Genomic DNA, 17,857 nt, shown 5'->3' on the forward strand with positions numbered 1-17,857 from the left:
AAGGCGGGGTTCAAAACTCCGCCTTTTTTGTTTGCTCCAATTCCCATTAAAGTTGGTCATAATTACCTTTTTATCATAAAAGTACAGGAACTTGGTTCCGGTAGTTAAATAGCGTATTAAATAATGTTTAATGCAGTGCTCTTTATCACTTTTTAGTTTTCTTTGTCACAGATCGTAGACGAATATATGCGACGGATGATGGGATGTAGAGAATCCCGAAGTCGCATCATACATATAAGGTTGTTGAAATCTATAGGTGTGGGGAATATAGTTGCAACAATTGTGGTGATGACAGGTGTCCTTGCATTTATGCAGGGACATTTTCATTGCCCACTATTCCGAAATTCAACTAATTTGTAGTATCTTTGGCGCGGATTAACAGCAAAGCGTATGACAATCAAAGAATTCTTTTCTTTTAAAACAAATAAATATTTCTGGGTGAATATCCTTGTCATGATTGTGGCAGTAGTGCTGATCGTGTTCGGCGTGATGAAATGGCTGGATGTTTATACTCGTCACGGTGAGGCGGTGGTTGTGCCCGATGTAAAAGGGATGACCGTGGATGAAGCCTCAAAAATGTTCCGCAATCACGGGTTGGTGTGTGTCGTATCCGATTCCACTTATGTGAAGAATAAGGCAGCCGGTATCGTGCTTGACGTCAATCCCGGAGCCGGACAAAAAGTGAAAGAAGGCCGCACCATTTACCTGACTATCAATACGCTGAGTATTCCTTTGCGTGCTGTCCCTGATGTGGCGGACAACAGTTCTCTGCGCCAGGCACAGGCGAAAGTGCTTGCTGCCGGATTCAAGTTGACCGAGATTCAGCTGATGCATGGTGAGAAGGACTGGGTGTACGGCATTAAATATCAGGGTCGCTCATTGAATGCGGGAGATAAAGTACCTTTGGGAGCCGCATTGACACTGATGGTAGGAAACGGAGAAAACGAACCGTTGGAAAGCGACTCCATGGAAAATGTTGAAGGGGCAGATGAACCTGTTTCCTCAGAATCCTCTTCAAGTCAGGATGATAGTTGGTTTTAATTGATAAATAACGAAACAGATTCACATGATCGAGGAAGAACTTCCGGATGAACTGGAGAATGATTTGGATGATATAGAACCTGTCGGTGACGAATCCCAGCTTTACGAACATTTTCGGGTGGTCGTAGACAAGGGACAGGCAATGGTCAGAGTCGACAAATATCTGTTCGAACGTATTGTCAATGCTTCGCGCAACCGTATTCAGAAGGCTGCCGAAGATGGATTTGTCATGGCTAACGGTAAGCCGGTGAAGAGCAGCTACAAGGTAAAGCCGCTCGATGTCATTACCGTCATGATGGACCGTCCTCGTTACGAAAACGAGATTATTCCCGAAAATATTCCTCTTAATATCGTTTACGAAGATCCATATGTAATGGTAGTGAACAAGCCTGCGGGACTGGTGGTACATCCGGGACACGGAAACTATCACGGTACGCTTGTCAATGCACTGGCATGGCACATGAAAGATATTCCCGAATATGACGCCAATGACCCGCATGTCGGCCTTGTCCACCGGATTGATAAAGATACGTCCGGTCTGCTGGTGATTGCCAAGACGCCGGATGCCAAGACCAACCTTGGGATACAATTCTTTAATAAAACGACCAAACGCAGATACCGTGCCCTTGTCTGGGGAAATGTGGAACAGGATGAAGGTACGATCGTAGGCAGCATCGCCCGAAATCCGAAAGACCGGATGCAGATGGCGGTTATGTCCGACCCGACGATGGGCAAACACGCGGTCACTCATTATCGGGTGCTGGAACGGCTGGGATATGTTACGCTGGTAGAGTGCATACTCGAAACTGGACGTACTCATCAGATTCGTGTCCACATGAAACATATCGGGCACGTACTTTTCAATGACGAACGCTATGGCGGTCACGAAATACTGAAAGGTACTCATTTTAGTAAATACAAACAATTTGTAAATAATTGCTTTGACACTTGTCCCCGGCAGGCTCTGCATGCCATGACATTGGGGTTCGTACATCCCGTCACAGGCGAAGAGATGTACTTTACTTCCGAACTTCCGGATGACATGACCCAGCTTATCGAGAAGTGGAGAGGCTATATAAGTAACAGAGAAATAGAATGAAACGCACAATTGCTATCGTAGCTGGAGGTGACACCTCCGAATTTCATGTATCCCTGCGTAGTGCACAGGGAATATATTCCTTCATAGATAAGGAAAAGTACACACTGTACATTGTCGAGATGCAGGGGACCCGTTGGGAAGTACAATTGCCGGATGGTGCAAAAGCACCGGTAGACCGCAACGATTTCAGCTTTATGCTGGGAACGGAAAAGATTAAGTTTGACTTTGCCTATATTACCATTCACGGTACTCCGGGCGAAGACGGCCGTCTTCAGGGATACTTTGACATGATGCACATACCATACTCTTGTTGCGGAGTGCTGGCTGCGGCGATCACCTATGACAAGTTTACCTGCAACCAATATCTGAAAGCCTTCGGAGTGCGTATTGCAGAATCGTTGCTGCTGCGTCAGGGGCAATCGGTTTCCGACGAAGACGTGATGGAAAAGATCGGTTTGCCTTGTTTCATCAAGCCGAGTCTGGGCGGTTCGAGTTTCGGCGTAACAAAGGTTAAGACGAAAGAACAAATACAGCCGGCCATTGTTAAGGCCTTTGAAGAAGCCCAGGAAGTGCTCGTAGAAGCATTCATGGAAGGAACGGAGCTGACCTGCGGCTGCTATAAAACCAAAGACAAGACCGTCATCTTCCCGCCTACGGAAGTAGTGACACATAATGAGTTCTTTGATTATGATGCAAAATACAATGGTCAGGTAGACGAGATAACTCCTGCACGCATCTCGGACGAACTGACGAATCGCGTGCAAATGCTGACCTCGGCCATTTATGACATATTGGGCTGTTCCGGTATCATCCGTGTGGATTATATTGTGACTGCCGGCGAAAAGATCAATCTGCTGGAAGTGAATACAACTCCGGGGATGACCACTACAAGCTTTATTCCCCAGCAAGTGCGTGCTGCCGGACTGGATATAAAGGATGTGATGACTGATATAATAGAAAATAAATTTTAAGTATTAAGTATTAGGTAATAAGTATTAATTCCATGCGGTTTACAGCGCAGCCTAATACTTTATACTTAATACCTAATACTTTTTTATAAACTTCATAGCTTATGGATACTACAGAGTTTGATGAGATTCGTCCTTACAATGATGAGGAACTTCCTCAAATCTTTGAGGAGCTGATTGCTGATCCTGCTTTTCAGAAGGCGGCTACTGATGCGATACCGAACGTCCCCTTTGAACTTTTGGCGCAGAAAATACGCGCCTGTAAGAGCAAGCTGGATTTTCAGGAAACATTCTGTTATGGTATTTTATGGAAAATAGCGGCGGACCATACGGATGGGCTGACTCTGGATCATACGGCTGTGCCGGATAAGAGCAAGGCTTATACATATCTCTCCAATCATCGGGATATTATATTGGATTCGGGCTTCCTCTCTATCTTGCTGATTGATCAGGGAATGGATACGGTAGAGATAGCGATTGGCGACAATCTGCTGGTTTATCCATGGATCAAGAAGCTGGTGCGTGTCAACAAATCATTTATAGTGCAACGGGCGCTGACCATGCGGCAGATGCTGGAATCTTCAGCACGGATGTCCCGTTATATGCATTATACCATTAGTGAGAAGAAGCAGTCCATCTGGATTGCCCAGCGCGAAGGGCGTGCCAAAGACTCGAACGACCGTACTCAGGATAGCGTACTGAAGATGCTGGCGATGGGTGGTGAAGGCGACTTGATCGACCGTTTGATGGAGATGAATATCGCTCCTCTTGCCATTTCGTACGAATATGACCCCTGTGACTTTCTGAAAGCGCAGGAGTTTCAGTTGAAAAGAGATATAGAAGGATATAAGAAAACCACTCAGGACGATTTGATCAGTATGCAGACCGGTCTTTTCGGATACAAAGGGAAAGTGCATTTTCAGACCGCTCCCTGTATCAATGACAGGTTGGCGCAGCTGGACCGTTCGTTACCGAAGCAGGAACTGTTCTCCAGTATATCTGCCTGCATCGACCAGAGGATTCATAGTAACTATCGGATCTATTCGGGCAATTACGTTGCCTATGACTTGCTGAAGGGTACATCCGAGTTTGCCGGTCATTACACTCCCGAAGAGAAACAACGATTCGTAACCTATATCGAGCAACAACTGGGCAAAATAAAGATTCCGAATAAAGACGAAGACTTTTTGCGTGGAAAATTGTTATTAATGTATGCCAATCCGTTGGTGAACTATTTAGCTGCTTGCCAATGAATAAAGTAAAGTTACATACACTCTGGCTTTTGGGAATGCTTTTCCTGATGACTGCCTGCGGGGATGATGATGATTACTATTATCCTTCTGTGAAGTTGGAATTTGTCACAGTGAAGGCTGGGGCGGATGGTCTGATACAGAGTCTGCTTCCTGACAAGGGAGAGCTGTTGACTGTTGCGAAAGACCGTACCGGATCAACCATATCTCCGAACTCGGCCAGGCGTGTGATCAGTAACTATGAAGTAAATCCGGAGGATGCTACGGCTGTCATATATTCATTGCAGTCGGTGGTGACACCGGAGCCAAAGGGGGCTGACGATCCGGCTTTCGAAGGCGGACTGAAGTATGATCCGGTAGATGTGACCAGCATTTGGCTGGGGCGTGACTATTTGAATATGATTCTGAACGTGAAGATCAATATCAATAGTGGCAAACAGCACGTGTTTGGTATGATAGAAGAGAGCGTTGAGGCGGAAGGGGATGAGACAGTCGTAACCTTGTCTCTGTTTCATGATGCGAATGGGGATGAGGAGAACTATAATCGCCGTGCCTACATTTCTGTTCCTCTGACGAAATATGTGGATGAAGAAAATCCTCATCAAACCATAAGGATAAAATTCAAGTATCATACCACAGATAAAAGTGGTGTGGTGGTAGAATCAAGCAAGTATTGTGATCCGGGATTTGAATATGTTCCGGGCGTGAACTGATTAATATAGTACGTATGTTTAAAATGAATCAATTAGTCGTGGGATTATTTTTATTTCTCTCTTCTCTTTTCTCCTGTCAGCAGAAAGGAGACTTTAAAACGGTGAATGTAGAGGATTTTGACTCTATCATTCAGGATGAAGAAGTGCAGCGTCTGGATGTTCGTACACTGGCTGAATATTCAGAAGGACATATTGCAAAAACGATTAATATTAATGTGATGGATGACTCTTTTGCCTCGATGGCGGATTCATTGTTGCAAAAGAGCAAACCAGTTGCGTTGTATTGCCGTAGCGGTAAACGAAGCAAGAAAGCTGCGGCGATCCTTAGTGAAAAAGGATATAAGGTTGTGGAGCTTGGTAAAGGATTCAATGCCTGGCAGGCGGCAGGAAAGGAGATAGAATACTAAACTGTGAGCGGTGGAAGTCTCGTCTTCTTTACTGAAAGTTCATTCTTATACGTTTTTTCAATTACTATCAGATTGCTTTATATCTGTTATTTATGCAAATCAATAGTTGAATTTTGTTCCTTTCCGCATGGATTTGAACTAAATGATAATCAATAGTATCTTAAATCTCCTCCTTCGAGAAGGAGGAGTACCCGTAGGGGGAGGTGGTAGGTGAATGCATAATCCTGTTATTTACAAAGAAATAGGTATAAACATTATTTCTCCTACCACCTCGGTCTGCGACCACTCCTCCTTCTCGAAGGAGGAGATTCGAGATAGAATCGACTTTTTAATCACCCCCCAATGGTGATACTACTGTTTGATTCATTTTTGTTCAATTATGAATTATTCACTGTTTACACTTTTTTATAACTCATAATGATAAAAAATCTTCTGAATAAACAGCTGTACTACGGTTTATTCCAATCCCTCAATCAATCTCTTCAAAACCACTGTAGCCGAGATTTCGCGGTTGGCAGCTTCGGGGATAACGATAGACTGAGGACTTTCGATTACATCATCCGTAACGATCATATTTCTGCGAACAGGCAGGCAGTGCATAAAGAAAGCATTGTTGGTTACTGCCATCTGTCGGTCGCTGACTGTCCATTCACGGTCTTTGCTTAATATCTGGCCGTAATTGTCGCCTGTATAGGCAGCCCAGTTCTTGGCATATATAAAGTCTGCTCCTTCGAAAGCCTTCATCTGATCATATTCTACTTTGGCATTTCCTACGAATTGCGGCGCCAGCTCATATCCTTCCGGATGAGTGATAACGAAATCATAATCAGTGGCATTCATCCACTCTGCAAAAGAGTTGGGAACAGCCTGCGGCAATGGACGGGGATGCGGAGCCCAAGTCATTACGACTTTGGGACGTGCCGTCTTTTTATATTCCTCAATGGTGATTAAATCGGCAAAGCTCTGCAATGGGTGGCGGGTGGCTGCCTCCATCGAAAAGACAGGACGTCCGGAATATTGAATAAATTGATTCAGAATAGTCTCCTGATAGTCAAAATCACGATCTTCGAAGCGGGCAAAAGAGCGTACTCCGATGATGTCACAATAACAACCCATCACAGGAATCGCTTCCAGCAGATGTTCCGGTTTGTCACCATCCATGATGACGCCACGTTCTGTTTCCAGTTTCCATGCACCTTGGTTGATGTCCAGTACCATTACATTCATTCCCAGATTGAGAGCAGCTTTCTGTGTGCTGAGGCGGGTACGGAGGCTGGAATTAAAGAAGATCATCATCAATGTCTTGTTTCGTCCCAACTCTACATATTTGAAGCGGTCTTTTTGAATTTCAAATGCTTCTGCAAGGGCTGATTTTAAATCGCCGATGTCCTGTACACAAGTAAATTTCTTCATTTTATCTATCATTAATCGTTATTGTCCAATTGATCATTTGTCGTTTCCTCACTTTACCATCTGGTCTGTCCGTCGCCTTCGATCACCCATTTGTAGGAAGTGATTTCCTCCAGTCCCATCGGACCGCGGGCATGCAGCTTTTGAGTACTGATGCCGATTTCAGCTCCCAAGCCGAATTGTGCACCGTCGGTGAAGGCGGTAGATACATTGGTATATACGCATGCCGCATCTACTATCTTAGTAAACAAGGCGGCACGCTCTTTGTTTTCGGTCACGATACATTCGCTGTGCCTTGAACTGTTTTCCTGTATATGCCCTAGTGCGTCTTCAAAGCTTTCCACCGTTTTGACAGCCATCTTATAATCCAGAAACTCTGTTCCGAAGCTTTCCGGAGTGGCAGGTTGCAGCAACTCTGCCGGATAATGTCCTTCCAGTGCCTGATAAGCCTGTGTATCTGCATAGATAGTAACCTTGTTTTCTTTCAGTTGATCGCAGAGCGCAGGCAAATCCCCCAGACGTTTCTCATGAATGATGGTGCAGTCGAGCGCATTGCAGACACTGACACGGCGTGTCTTGGCATTATGGATAATATCCGCTCCTTTCCGGGTATCTCCGAACTCATCAAAATAAGTATGGCAGATACCTGCTCCTGTTTCAATGACAGGAATCCGTGCATTCTCGCGCACGAAATTTATCAGATTGCTGCTTCCTCTCGGAATAATCAGGTCTACATAGCCTGTCGCATTCAGTAATGCTGCCGTAGCCTCTCTGTCTGCCGGGAGCAGTTCTACTATATGCGGGTTAACATGAAACTTTTCAAGTACCTTGTGAATGACGCTGATGATGGCACGGTTGGAATCGTCTGCGTCACTTCCACCTTTCAGGATGCAGGCATTTCCGCTTTTCAGGCAAAGGGAAAAGACGTCGAAGCTGACATTAGGACGCGCTTCATAGATGATGCCTATTACTCCGAAGGGGACACTGACTTTGGTCAGCTTCATTCCATTGGGGCGGGAGGTTTCCTTTAATATCCTTCCCAGCGGGGAGGGGAGAGTGGCTACATTACGTGTGTCGGCAGCGATGCCTTTCAGCCTCTCTTCCGTCAGTTTTAACCGGTCGTACTTCGGGTTACTCTTGTCCATCCGTGCCAGGTCCTTTTCATTTTCTGACAGGATAAAGGGTGTTTCGGCAATGGCAGCATCAGCGACCGCATTCAGTATCTGATTGATGGTGTCGTCACTCAGCAACGCCAATTCCCGGCTGGCAGCTTGTACAGCAGCGAAAGTTCCGTTTAAATTTGTAGTCATTTGCTCCTTTTTACGTTTTATATTTTTTATTCGATATATAGATAGTCGTAATGTACTACAGGCTTTTTGCCATGTTTGCCCATTGCTTCCCTGGCTTGTGCGGAATCGCAGTTCGCTTTTCCTACACCAACCTGATTGCCCAGGAAGTCCATGATGCGTACAATATCGTCTTTCTCAAATTCGCCTTCGATGTGGGTGATTCCGACCGGAAGAATGCTGGCTGCCTTCTCCGAACTGAGGATATCCGTGGCACATTCGTTAATATGAATTTCCCCTTTGGCGAATCCTTCGCTGTGGGCAATCCATTTCTTTACACTGGATACCGCCTCGGTGGAAGGGATAAAGCGCGTGCAAACCGTATCGTCCGGCTGTTGCAACAAGTCTACGAGAATATTATCCCGTTTTCCGTTGGCGATAATGACCGTAATCCCTTCGTCGGCTACCTTGCAGGCAATATTCGTTTTCGTCAGCATACCGCCACGACCGAAGCTCGATTTGGTAGCCTGGATATAGTTGGATAAATCCTTTCCATGCTCGATCTCCCGAATGACAGCGGAGGCAGGATCGGAGGGTGAACCGTTGTAGATTCCGTCTATGTTACTCAGGATAATCAGTGCCTGCGCATCCATCATGGAAGCGATCAGTCCGGAAAGCTCGTCATTGTCCGTGAACATAAGCTCGCTGACCGAAATCGTATCATTTTCATTGACGATAGGGATGACGCCGTTTTCGAGCATCACCGTCATACAGTTCTTCTGATTCAGATAATGGCGGCGGGTACTGAAATTCTCTTTGGTAGTCAGTACCTGACCTACCGCAATGCCGTGTTCACGGAAAAGCTCATAGTAGCGGTTTATTAATTTAGCTTGTCCTACGGCGGAGAATAACTGGCGCTGGTCTACACTGTCGAGCTTTTTCTGCGGGTGTATTTCGCTGCGTCCCGAAGCAACTGCTCCCGAAGAAATGAGAATGATCTCTACTCCGGATTTATTTAATTCTGCTATCTGGTCAACGAGTGCCGACATACGGGTGACGTCCAATGTACCGTCACGGCGTGCCAATACGTTACTGCCTACTTTTACTGCTATTCGTGTAAACTCTTGTTTCATCCTTACTAACGATTTGAAAGCACAAATATAGAGCTTTTTGTCGATATGTTACAAAAACAGGCTGAAAAGAATTATCTTTGCAGCCTGACAGATAAAAGAAAAACAATGAAACATACGAATCCCCAAGTAGAACAAATGACCTCCTTTATCGTGATGGATGTATTGGAGCGTGCAAATGAATTACAGAAACAAGGTGTGGACGTTATCCACCTGGAAGTCGGTGAGCCGGACTTTGACGTTCCGGCTTGTGTGGCGGAAGCTGCTAAGGCTGCCTACGACCGGCACCTCACACATTATACTCACTCTTTGGGGGATCCGGAGTTGCGTCGTGAAATAGCCGCTTTTTATCAGCGTGAATATGGAGTCACTGTCGATCCGGATTGTATTGTCGTCACTTCCGGCTCTTCTCCGTCTATCCTTCTGGTCTTGATGTTGCTTTGTAACTCGGACAGTGAAGTGATTCTCTCCAATCCGGGGTATGCGTGTTATCGTAACTTCGTTTTGGCCGCTCAGGCAAAACCTGTCTTGGTGCCTCTGTCCGAAGAAAATGGTTTGCAATATGATATAGAAGCGATCCGTAAGTGCGTTACTCCGCATACGGCTGGTATTTTTATTAATTCACCGATGAATCCGACGGGTATGTTGCTGGATGAGAGTTTCCTGAAAAGTGTGGCATCTTTAGGTGTTCCTATTATTTCGGATGAGATTTATCACGGACTTGTATACGAAGGACGTGCGCATAGTATTCTGGAATATACGGATAAGGCTTTTGTCCTGAACGGATTTTCCAAACGATTTGCGATGACAGGGTTGCGTTTAGGTTATCTGATAGCACCGAAATCCTGTATGCGTTCTTTGCAGAAGTTGCAGCAGAATCTGTTTATCTGTGCGTCCAGCATCGCCCAGCAAGCGGGAATTGCCGCATTGCGACAGGCTGACTCGGATGTGGAACGGATGAAGCAGATCTATGATGAACGCCGCCGGTATATGATCAGCCGTCTTCGGGAAATGGGATTCGAGATCAAAGTTGAGCCTCAGGGTGCCTTTTATATTTTCGCTGATGCACGTAAGTTCACTACCGACTCTTATCGCTTTGCATTCGATGTTCTCGAAAATGCGCATGTCGGCATCACTCCCGGTATAGATTTTGGAACGGGAGGTGAAGGATATGTCCGTTTCTCCTATGCGAATTCGCTGGAGAATATCCGGGAAGGACTGGACCGTATCAGTCAGTATCTTTCTCGTTGCGGCTTCTGATCAGTTCAGTAGCGGCTTCGTACTGGTCTTCAGTGACCAGAACAGATACAGATGGAGCAATATAGGGGGCTAATGTCCCCATGATACCATCTTTAATGACGCAGCGGATATCATTACTTTCCAACAATCCCTTGATAATTTCTGCTTCCCATGGCGAACCGGAGAATACTTCTATGGCCTTGCTATAATCTTCTTCTTTCATAATCTTATGCTATTTGAGGTTATGTATACAAATATAACAAAAAAGAAGGAAAGATTGATCAGCTTTCCCATATTTATTCGAGAGAGATTCTTTTTACGTCGATTTGCTGGTTCAGGAAGGAAGAGGCCGATTCGACAAACTTCTCTTCCGCTTCTGTGGTGTAAAACAGACAACTGCCGTTTTGGGTACATTTAGCATTCATCTCCGGATGTCTGCTCAGGTAGTCCTTCAGACTTTCGGCTACATATTCTCCTTGTGCGACAATGCGGATATGCTTCGGAGTGTATTCTTGTATCTTAGGGAGCAAGATAGGATAATGCGTACAGCCCAGAATCATCGTGTCAATTTCAGGATCTTTGGATAGCAACTGGTCAATGTATTTCCGGATGAAATAATCGGCCCCTTCGTTCTGTGATTCATTATTTTCCACTAGCGGTACCCACATGGGGCATGCTATTCCGCTCACTTGAATATCCGGGAATAGCTTATGTATCTCTAATGGATACGATTCGGACTTGATGGTACCTGCTGTTGCCAGTACTCCGATATGACGGCTTTGAGTAATGCCACCTATACACTCAACGGTAGGGCGGATAACTCCGAGCACACGGCGTTCAGGGTCAATGCCGGGCAAGTCGTTCATTTGTATGCTGCGCAATGCTTTGGCAGAGGCTGTATTGCAGGCCAAGATAACGAGATGACATCCCATTTCAAACAATTTATTGACTGCCTGCAAAGTGAATTCGTACACGATTTCAAAAGAACGTGTGCCGTAAGGAGTGCGTGCATTGTCTCCCAGATAGACATAATCATATTCCGGCAGTGCCTCTCTTATCTTGTTGAGGATAGTCAGCCCACCGTATCCGGAATCGAAAACTCCGATTGGTCCGGGTGTATGAGATAGATGTTGCTTCATGACGAGTACGGTTTTATATACGCAAAGTTACATGAAAAAAGGGAAAGAGAAAAGAAGATCATACTTCTTTCTCTTTCCCTTTCGGTATTTTATAGCTTATAGCTTCTTATTTGATGCCGAGCTGTGTCTTTACCTTAGGAGTCAGATTAATACTTTGTGACTCATTAACGTAAGCAACCGGTGTTCTTGCAAGGTCGAAGATGTAGATTACGCCTTCGGCAGCACCTACGGCTTTAATTGCGTCGTCCAACTTTTTGTAGATAGGAGCCATTGCGTCAGCCTGAGCTTTTTGCATCTGCTGTTGAGCTTCCTGTTGGAACTGCTCTTGTCTTTGCATCATATCCTGCAGTTCTTTTTGTCTTCTCTCAGCGATGTTAGCAGGAAGAGAGTCCTTAGCGATAGCTTGCTGGAATTCCTGATATTTCTTGTTGAATTCTTCCTGAGTTCTTTGTAATTCGCTAGTCAGTTGTTTGTCTAGTGCTTCAATATCAGATTGTGCCTTAGCAAATTCAGGCATTGCTGAAACGATTTCTTGGGCATTAATATGACCGAATTTCAGATTTTGTGCAAATACACCCATTGGGAGTGCAAGCATCAATACAAGTGCAATTTTTTTTAGCATAGTTCTATAATTTATTTGAATGATTTTTAGTTATTTTCGATGCAAATGTATGAAATTAATTTGAATATCCTAATTTTCTCAGCACTTCATCACTAATATCAATACGTGGATTGGCAAAAATGATGCCTGCAGCAGAGGCTCTGTCGAGTACAAGGTCGTATCCGTGTAGTTGCGACAGTTCCTTTACGGCACCATATATTTCATCCTGAATAGGATTAATCAGCTTCTCTTGCATCTTAGCCAGTTCGCCTTCCGGACCGAAGTATTTGCGCTTCAGTTCGGCAGCGGATTTCTCTTTCGCTACAATCTCATCTTCCTTCTTAGTCTTCTGAGCCGCAGAGAGAGTAGAGGACTGAGCTTGATAGTCCTGGAACATCTTCTGTGCTTCCTTGGCAATTACCTCCACTTCGCTTTGATATTTCTTCGTAGCTTCCTGCAATTGCTCATTAGCGCTTTGATATGCCGGAATATTTTTCAGAATATATTCCGTATCGATCAATGCAAATTTTTGTGCACTAGCTGCCATACTGATGGCAAACAGTAACATAATGGATAGAACAGACTTTCTCATGACGTTTAGTTTTTAGTTTTTATATTAGAATTCTTGTCCTAAGATAAAGTGGAACTGGCTGCCGCCGTATTCCTTACTACCATTTATCTTGTCGAAACCGTAACCCCAGTCGATACCCATCATACCAATCATCGGCAAGAAGATACGAACACCGATACCGGCAGAACGTTTCAAATCAAACGGATTGAATTTAGAGATATCATGCCAAGCGTTACCAGCTTCCAAGAAACCTAACACATAAATGTTAGTACTTGTTTCCAGCATCAATGGATATCTTAATTCGATACCAAGACGAGCGTAAGCATATCCTTCTTCTCCGTACGGTGTCAATGAACTGTTTTCATAACCACGCAAGGCAATACTTTCCGTTGCATAGCTTGAGTAACCTGTCATACCGTCACCACCTACGTCGAATGTACCGAACGGTGATTTTTTGTATTTATTATAGTGACCTAACAAACCGAACTCTGTACGTGTCATCAATACCAGACACTTAGGATGTGCTATATAATCCATCAACGGAGTATATGTTTTGGCTTTAAATTTCCATTTGTGGTACTCAACCCATCTATGAAGTTTATTCATATTATCCTGAGTGATGCCTCTGTCGCTTTCGGGATTATAGAAATAACCTTTATAGTCTTTACCATCAAACAATGAGTACGGAGGAGTAAGCTGAACTGACAGCGAGAAGTCCGAACCTGTACGTGGGAAGATCGGGTTGTCAATAGAGTTACGTGCCAAAGTCAGTGAAAGGCTGAGGTCATTACATTTACCGTTGGTTACCGGGAAATACTGCCAGTCTTTCAGGTTGTAGCGTTGGTAAGCTAGCTCTGCAGACAAAGTAAAGTAGTCATCCGGCCATTTCAGACGCTTACCCCAACCTAGAGAAAGTCCCCACATCTTGATAGACTTATCGGGGTCATAGTAGTTCTCATAGTTGTTGTAATTGCCATAGTTGTACATACCATAGCCGCCATAACCGCTATACATACTATTGTAATAGTTGTTGAAATAGCTTGAGTTGTAGTAACGGCTGCTGATGTCAGTCTGAACTGAGAAGAAAGCCGATACGGAAAGTGAGTTCGGTCGTTTACCTCCAAACCAAGGATCGAAGAATGAGATACTATATGACTGATAGTATTTAGCATTCGTCTGACCGCTGATGGTCAATGTCTGTCCGTCACCTTGCGGCAGGATACCACGGTAGTTTTCACCTGGACGCAGCAAGTTGGCAACAGAGAAGTTGGTAAATTTCAGGCTCAGTTTACCGATGATACCTGTTTGTCCCCAACCGGCAGAGAACTCTACCTGGTCATTGGCTTTAGATGTCAAAGGCAGACCTATATCAACCGTTCCGTTTACAGGGTCCGGCTGAATATCCGGCTGCAGTTTTTCAGGGTCAAAGTGTCCCATCTGCTGGATTTCACGTAATGAACGCATCAGGTCATCCTTGCTGAACAACTGTCCCGGACGAATGCGAAGCTCACGACGAACTACGTTTTCATACAGACGGTCGTTACCGCTGATGTTGATCTTATTAATCGTAGCCTGGCGGCCTTCATAAATTCTCATTTCGAGGTCGATGGAGTCGCCGACGATATTTACTTCTACCGGATCAAGATTGTAGAACAAATAACCGTTATTATAATATAAGTTACCGATTGCGTCGTCATCTGTAGAGGTTCGTTCTCCCAGTAACTTCTGGTTATAAACATCACCCTTCTTCATGCGGAGCAGGAAGTTCAGCTGTTCTGAAGGATACAGTGTGTTACCTACCCATGTTACATTACGAAGGTAATATTTCTGACCTTCGTCTATATCCATATATACATCTACAGTCTTTTCGTCGTATTGTGCTACACTGTCCTTTACGATCATTGCATCACGATATCCCAGCTCGTTATACTTATCTATGATCAGCTGCTTATCTGCTTCAAAGTTTTCCGGAACAAATTTCTTGGTGCGGAACAGATTCAGAAGTTTACCTTTTTCATTGGTCTTCTTCATCACTTTCTTCAACTTAGATGTTTTGATGGCCGAGTTTCCGGCGATATGGATAGCGTGCACTTTAATCTTTTCCTTCTTGTCGATATCAATGTCAACAATCACTTGATTTTCGTTAGATGGATCGTCCTTTTGCGCGATAATCACTTCCGCATTCTTAAAGCCTTTATCATCAAAATAACGTTTGATCAATGTCTTTGCACGGTCAACGGTATTCGGAGTGATCTGCATACCTTTTACCATACCCAGCTTGCTTTCAAGGTCTGTACGTTCCGACTTTTTCACGCCATGATAGCGCACATCCGCAATACGGGGACGCTGTGTCAGACTGATTTTTAACCAAATCTTGTTGCCTTCTATCTTTTCGGCAGTAATCTGTACGTTAGAGAACAAACCATGTTTCCAGTAGCGCTTGATTGCTCCGGTAATCTCATCACCCGGCACGGTAATCGTCTGTCCAACGGACAGTCCGGATAATCCGATTAACACATAGTCTTCATAATTCTTCACGCCTTCAACCTTGATGTCTGCTATCTCATACTTTTTAGGCGTTCCTGAGTATAAGATGACTGGCTTAGAGTCTTCGTCAGTGTTGGTATTCTGCGTAAAGCCCGTGGCTGCAAAGCAGAACAGGCAGATAAACGTTACGAATATAAAGGAAATACGATAATGCATTTATGTTATAATTTGATGTTTCGAATTATGTTAGCTGATTTGTTCACTTGTTTTGCCGAACCGGCGCTCTCTTTGCTGATACTCATAAATGGCTTTGCAGAATTCTTCTTTATCGAAGTCCGGCCAGAATGTATCACAAAAATAAAGCTCCGAATAAGCACATTGCCATAGCAGGTAGTTGCTTAGTCGGATTTCTCCTCCCGTGCGGATCAGTAAATCCGGATCGGGCATAAAGTTTGTGGTCAGATGAGCAGTTATGTATTCATCTGTTATTTGTTCAGGAGATATTTCTCCCGTTTTCGCAAGCGTTGCAATCTGTCGGACTGCTTCAGTCATTTCCCAGCGGGAAGAGTAGCTGAGTGCCAGTACCAGACAGGTTCCTGTATTATTAGCTGTGTGTTCTATACATCTTGACAGACCTTCCTGTACTTCAGCAGGTAATTTCTTTATATCGCCAATAATGCGGAAACGGATATTGTTCTTCATCAGAGTTTCTTCTTCGATAGAATCCAGCAATAGATTCATCAAAGCTGCTACTTCTTCCTGCGGACGGTTCCAGTTCTCAGTGGAGAAGGTATATAAAGTCAGATATTTGACCCCCAGACGTGCAGCATCTTCGATAATTTTATGTACCGTTTCTGCGCCTGCCTGGTGACCGTAAGTTCGTTCTTTTCCCCGCTGTTTAGCCCATCTCCCATTCCCATCCATAATGATGGCTATGTGCTGGGGAATCCGATTTTTGTCTATTTTCTCTATATAGGACATGTTTTGATTATAAGGTTCGTATTTAACTACTTCTTATTATTGTATTAGAAATCCGAGTTTATTAACTCTACCACGCCAGATTTTGTCAATACCTTGACCGCCTACCATCCATATATAATGGTTTCTGTCAACTACCATTGTGTAGTTTGCTTCTTTTCCCTTGAAGCTAAACTCGGAATAAGGATATTGTATTACTCCTCCTTCAAGTTTTACCGGAGGAAGAATTCCGGGAAGCATGAACATTCTGTCTACCCCTTTCCATACAAGTAATGTCGGGGAGGTATAGAATTTCTGGAATCGCTTAGCATCATCTTTTGTCTCTTTTCCGCAAATGTAAAATGCGTCATTATAATGTATAATAGACGGGTCTACTAATTTCGGACAGTTATTATTTGATGGAATCTCCATTGGAATCCAGGCTTTACCATCTTCTGAAGCCCAAACGACTGTAGCTGTGTCATTGTCTAAACCGTCTTCAGTATTACCTACAACGATTGCATTCAACGTTCCGCTTTCAGTTGCATATACATCGGCTGACAGATTGTTTATCGGGAACTCAGCAGGGACAGCTGTTAATTTGTCTATATCTTTCTCCCATGTTGCATCTTTCTTTGCAAAACTAAAATATTTCTTTCCATTGATCTCTACTATACCTGCTATTCCATTTATCTTTTTATGGTTACTGCCATCACTGTCAGAAAAGCTGGTTATCAGATTAGTAACGGAAACACCATCGGAATTGAGTACTTCATCTTTTGTCCAAGTCAAACCGTCATTAGAATTATATACTTCCTTATTCTCAGCAAGTAAATATAACTTGTCAACGAATCGGATAATGGATGTAATATCAGCACCAACAGGAAGTTTTCCTGTCGTTTCTTTATCCCATTTTTGACCATAGTTTAAACGATCAGTAGGAGAGCCTGCCGGTATTGCTGTGCTATAAATATCATCACTGTTTTGAGTGAATAGTAATATCTTATCCCCAAGCGTTACTATCTTTTGTTTTTCAGTAGTGTTGCTCATAGGATTATTCGCTATCGGCTCTTTTCCCCAACTGAGTGAATCGGGAACCATCGTATGCATCCGTATATTAACTTTGTACTCATTCTGAACCTCCATATTCGGTGCCCATACCTTCAGTACCAGAAAGTTGTTTTTCTCGGTTGCATTTACATACTTAGTCAGGTCAATAGAGTCATTAATATTAACGATTGAATCCTGATCGTTCTGATCTTTCATCGTCACAATACCGGATGCTGTTGTCAACGTCTTGATCAGAATACTATTAATGATCGTGTCGGCATTGACAGGCAGCGAATCCACATTATATATTAAACGACTAACTTGGTCAATTGTGAATTTATAGTTTACCCCATAACCTATAGTGTCAAGTTCAAATGCGCGTATAGTCGCATCCGGACTATAATTGACTTCGTTATCATTGTCAAGGCAAGACGTAATAACGAATGACACCATGAAAAAACTCGCAATGATTGATAAAAACTTTATTCTCATTTGAAAGATTGTGTTTA

Annotated in this window: 17 protein-coding genes; 7 read left to right on the forward strand and 10 right to left on the reverse strand. The window is 43.9% G+C overall.

All coding sequences use genetic code 11. The features are described 5' to 3' along the window. Window positions 1-390 precede the first annotated feature (390 nt). From ACHLI0_RS16260 to ACHLI0_RS16285, 6 genes are all read left to right on the forward strand, one after another. Window positions 391-1,041 carry a PASTA domain-containing protein gene (locus ACHLI0_RS16260; RefSeq protein ID WP_151209711.1) on the forward strand — a complete coding sequence of 217 codons (651 nt, stop codon included), beginning with the start codon at window positions 391-393 and terminating at the stop codon, window positions 1,039-1,041. A 25-nt stretch (window positions 1,042-1,066) separates the two neighbouring features. Beyond that, window positions 1,067-2,140 (forward strand): RluA family pseudouridine synthase, encoded by a 1,074-nt coding sequence (locus ACHLI0_RS16265; protein WP_074859326.1) that lies wholly within the window; start codon window positions 1,067-1,069, stop codon window positions 2,138-2,140. Further along, window positions 2,137-3,111, forward strand: coding sequence for a D-alanine--D-alanine ligase (locus tag ACHLI0_RS16270; RefSeq protein WP_055220445.1), 975 nt, complete (start codon window positions 2,137-2,139; stop codon window positions 3,109-3,111). Before ACHLI0_RS16265 ends, ACHLI0_RS16270 begins: the two co-directional genes overlap by 4 nt. Window positions 3,112-3,212: 101 nt before the next feature. After that, window positions 3,213-4,361, forward strand: coding sequence for a hypothetical protein (locus ACHLI0_RS16275; protein WP_008762650.1), 1,149 nt, complete (start codon window positions 3,213-3,215; stop codon window positions 4,359-4,361). Beyond that, window positions 4,358-5,071, forward strand: coding sequence for a NigD1/NigD2 family lipoprotein (locus ACHLI0_RS16280; RefSeq protein WP_490749688.1), 714 nt, complete (start codon window positions 4,358-4,360; stop codon window positions 5,069-5,071). Before ACHLI0_RS16275 ends, ACHLI0_RS16280 begins: the two co-directional genes overlap by 4 nt. Window positions 5,072-5,085: 14 nt before the next feature. After that, window positions 5,086-5,478, forward strand: coding sequence for a rhodanese-like domain-containing protein (locus ACHLI0_RS16285; RefSeq protein WP_016269804.1), 393 nt, complete (start codon window positions 5,086-5,088; stop codon window positions 5,476-5,478). Window positions 5,479-5,934: 456 nt separating this feature from the next. On the opposite strand, the gene ACHLI0_RS16290 is transcribed toward ACHLI0_RS16285, so the two are convergent. The 3 genes from ACHLI0_RS16290 to proB are packed head-to-tail and all read right to left on the reverse strand — an operon-like array spanning window position 5,935 to window position 9,307. Next, window positions 5,935-6,891 (reverse strand): Rossmann-fold NAD(P)-binding domain-containing protein, encoded by a 957-nt coding sequence (locus tag ACHLI0_RS16290; protein WP_008762653.1) that lies wholly within the window; start codon window positions 6,889-6,891, stop codon window positions 5,935-5,937. A gap of 53 nt (window positions 6,892-6,944) precedes the next feature. Continuing rightward, window positions 6,945-8,198, reverse strand: a complete 1,254-nt coding sequence (locus ACHLI0_RS16295; protein ID WP_490749689.1) for a glutamate-5-semialdehyde dehydrogenase — start codon at window positions 8,196-8,198, stop codon at window positions 6,945-6,947. A 26-nt stretch (window positions 8,199-8,224) separates the two neighbouring features. After that, the gene (gene proB / locus ACHLI0_RS16300; protein ID WP_490749690.1) at window positions 8,225-9,307 is read right to left on the reverse strand and encodes a glutamate 5-kinase; all 1,083 of its coding nucleotides are present in this window, start codon (window positions 9,305-9,307) and stop codon (window positions 8,225-8,227) included. Between the two features lie 105 nt (window positions 9,308-9,412). Between proB and ACHLI0_RS16305 the strand changes: the two genes are divergently transcribed. Next, window positions 9,413-10,564 carry a pyridoxal phosphate-dependent aminotransferase gene (locus tag ACHLI0_RS16305; protein WP_074859318.1) on the forward strand — a complete coding sequence of 384 codons (1,152 nt, stop codon included), beginning with the start codon at window positions 9,413-9,415 and terminating at the stop codon, window positions 10,562-10,564. Here ACHLI0_RS16305 and ACHLI0_RS16310 read toward each other — a convergent pair. From ACHLI0_RS16310 to bamI, 7 genes are all read right to left on the reverse strand, one after another. Continuing rightward, window positions 10,533-10,766: a DUF2007-related protein gene (locus tag ACHLI0_RS16310; protein WP_011108946.1), complete on the reverse strand. Its 234-nt coding sequence runs from the start codon at window positions 10,764-10,766 to the stop codon at window positions 10,533-10,535. The genes ACHLI0_RS16305 and ACHLI0_RS16310 overlap by 32 nt on opposite strands. Window positions 10,767-10,839: 73 nt before the next feature. After that, on the reverse strand, window positions 10,840-11,682 hold the full coding sequence (gene murI, locus ACHLI0_RS16315; RefSeq protein ID WP_490749691.1) for a glutamate racemase: 843 nt from the start codon (window positions 11,680-11,682) through the stop codon (window positions 10,840-10,842). A gap of 106 nt (window positions 11,683-11,788) precedes the next feature. After that, entirely contained in the window at window positions 11,789-12,304 is a 516-nt protein-coding gene (locus ACHLI0_RS16320; protein ID WP_008762659.1) for an OmpH/Skp family outer membrane protein, read from the reverse strand. Window positions 12,305-12,359: 55 nt separating this feature from the next. Continuing rightward, complete coding sequence (locus ACHLI0_RS16325) at window positions 12,360-12,875, reverse strand: OmpH/Skp family outer membrane protein (RefSeq protein ID WP_008766991.1); 516 nt, start codon at window positions 12,873-12,875, stop codon at window positions 12,360-12,362. A gap of 24 nt (window positions 12,876-12,899) precedes the next feature. Beyond that, window positions 12,900-15,557, reverse strand: coding sequence for a BamA/OMP85 family outer membrane protein (locus tag ACHLI0_RS16330; RefSeq protein ID WP_055220431.1), 2,658 nt, complete (start codon window positions 15,555-15,557; stop codon window positions 12,900-12,902). A 30-nt stretch (window positions 15,558-15,587) separates the two neighbouring features. Continuing rightward, window positions 15,588-16,322, reverse strand: a complete 735-nt coding sequence (locus ACHLI0_RS16335; protein ID WP_016269810.1) for an isoprenyl transferase — start codon at window positions 16,320-16,322, stop codon at window positions 15,588-15,590. 36 nt (window positions 16,323-16,358) lie between these two features. Further along, window positions 16,359-17,840, reverse strand: coding sequence for a BamI family beta-barrel-assembly machinery protein (bamI, locus tag ACHLI0_RS16340; RefSeq protein ID WP_490749692.1), 1,482 nt, complete (start codon window positions 17,838-17,840; stop codon window positions 16,359-16,361). Between the last annotated feature and the right edge of the window lie 17 nt (window positions 17,841-17,857).

The organism is Bacteroides sp. RCH18 (assembly GCF_058231005.1).

What these genes read in the sequence shown, in the direction of transcription:
- ACHLI0_RS16260 (WP_151209711.1), top strand. Translation starts at nt 391, where the DNA reads ATGACAATCAAAGAATTCTTTTCTTTTAAAACAAATAAATATTTCTGG.
- ACHLI0_RS16265 (WP_074859326.1), top strand. Translation starts at nt 1,067, where the DNA reads ATGATCGAGGAAGAACTTCCGGATGAACTGGAGAATGATTTGGATGAT.
- ACHLI0_RS16270 (WP_055220445.1), top strand. Translation starts at nt 2,137, where the DNA reads ATGAAACGCACAATTGCTATCGTAGCTGGAGGTGACACCTCCGAATTT.
- ACHLI0_RS16275 (WP_008762650.1), top strand. Translation starts at nt 3,213, where the DNA reads ATGGATACTACAGAGTTTGATGAGATTCGTCCTTACAATGATGAGGAA.
- ACHLI0_RS16280 (WP_490749688.1), top strand. Translation starts at nt 4,358, where the DNA reads ATGAATAAAGTAAAGTTACATACACTCTGGCTTTTGGGAATGCTTTTC.
- ACHLI0_RS16285 (WP_016269804.1), top strand. Translation starts at nt 5,086, where the DNA reads ATGTTTAAAATGAATCAATTAGTCGTGGGATTATTTTTATTTCTCTCT.
- ACHLI0_RS16290 (WP_008762653.1), bottom strand. Translation starts at nt 6,891, where the DNA reads ATGAAGAAATTTACTTGTGTACAGGACATCGGCGATTTAAAATCAGCC.
- ACHLI0_RS16295 (WP_490749689.1), bottom strand. Translation starts at nt 8,198, where the DNA reads ATGACTACAAATTTAAACGGAACTTTCGCTGCTGTACAAGCTGCCAGC.
- proB (WP_490749690.1), bottom strand. Translation starts at nt 9,307, where the DNA reads ATGAAACAAGAGTTTACACGAATAGCAGTAAAAGTAGGCAGTAACGTA.
- ACHLI0_RS16305 (WP_074859318.1), top strand. Translation starts at nt 9,413, where the DNA reads ATGAAACATACGAATCCCCAAGTAGAACAAATGACCTCCTTTATCGTG.
- ACHLI0_RS16310 (WP_011108946.1), bottom strand. Translation starts at nt 10,766, where the DNA reads ATGAAAGAAGAAGATTATAGCAAGGCCATAGAAGTATTCTCCGGTTCG.
- murI (WP_490749691.1), bottom strand. Translation starts at nt 11,682, where the DNA reads ATGAAGCAACATCTATCTCATACACCCGGACCAATCGGAGTTTTCGAT.
- ACHLI0_RS16320 (WP_008762659.1), bottom strand. Translation starts at nt 12,304, where the DNA reads ATGCTAAAAAAAATTGCACTTGTATTGATGCTTGCACTCCCAATGGGT.
- ACHLI0_RS16325 (WP_008766991.1), bottom strand. Translation starts at nt 12,875, where the DNA reads ATGAGAAAGTCTGTTCTATCCATTATGTTACTGTTTGCCATCAGTATG.
- ACHLI0_RS16330 (WP_055220431.1), bottom strand. Translation starts at nt 15,557, where the DNA reads ATGCATTATCGTATTTCCTTTATATTCGTAACGTTTATCTGCCTGTTC.
- ACHLI0_RS16335 (WP_016269810.1), bottom strand. Translation starts at nt 16,322, where the DNA reads ATGTCCTATATAGAGAAAATAGACAAAAATCGGATTCCCCAGCACATA.
- bamI (WP_490749692.1), bottom strand. Translation starts at nt 17,840, where the DNA reads ATGAGAATAAAGTTTTTATCAATCATTGCGAGTTTTTTCATGGTGTCA.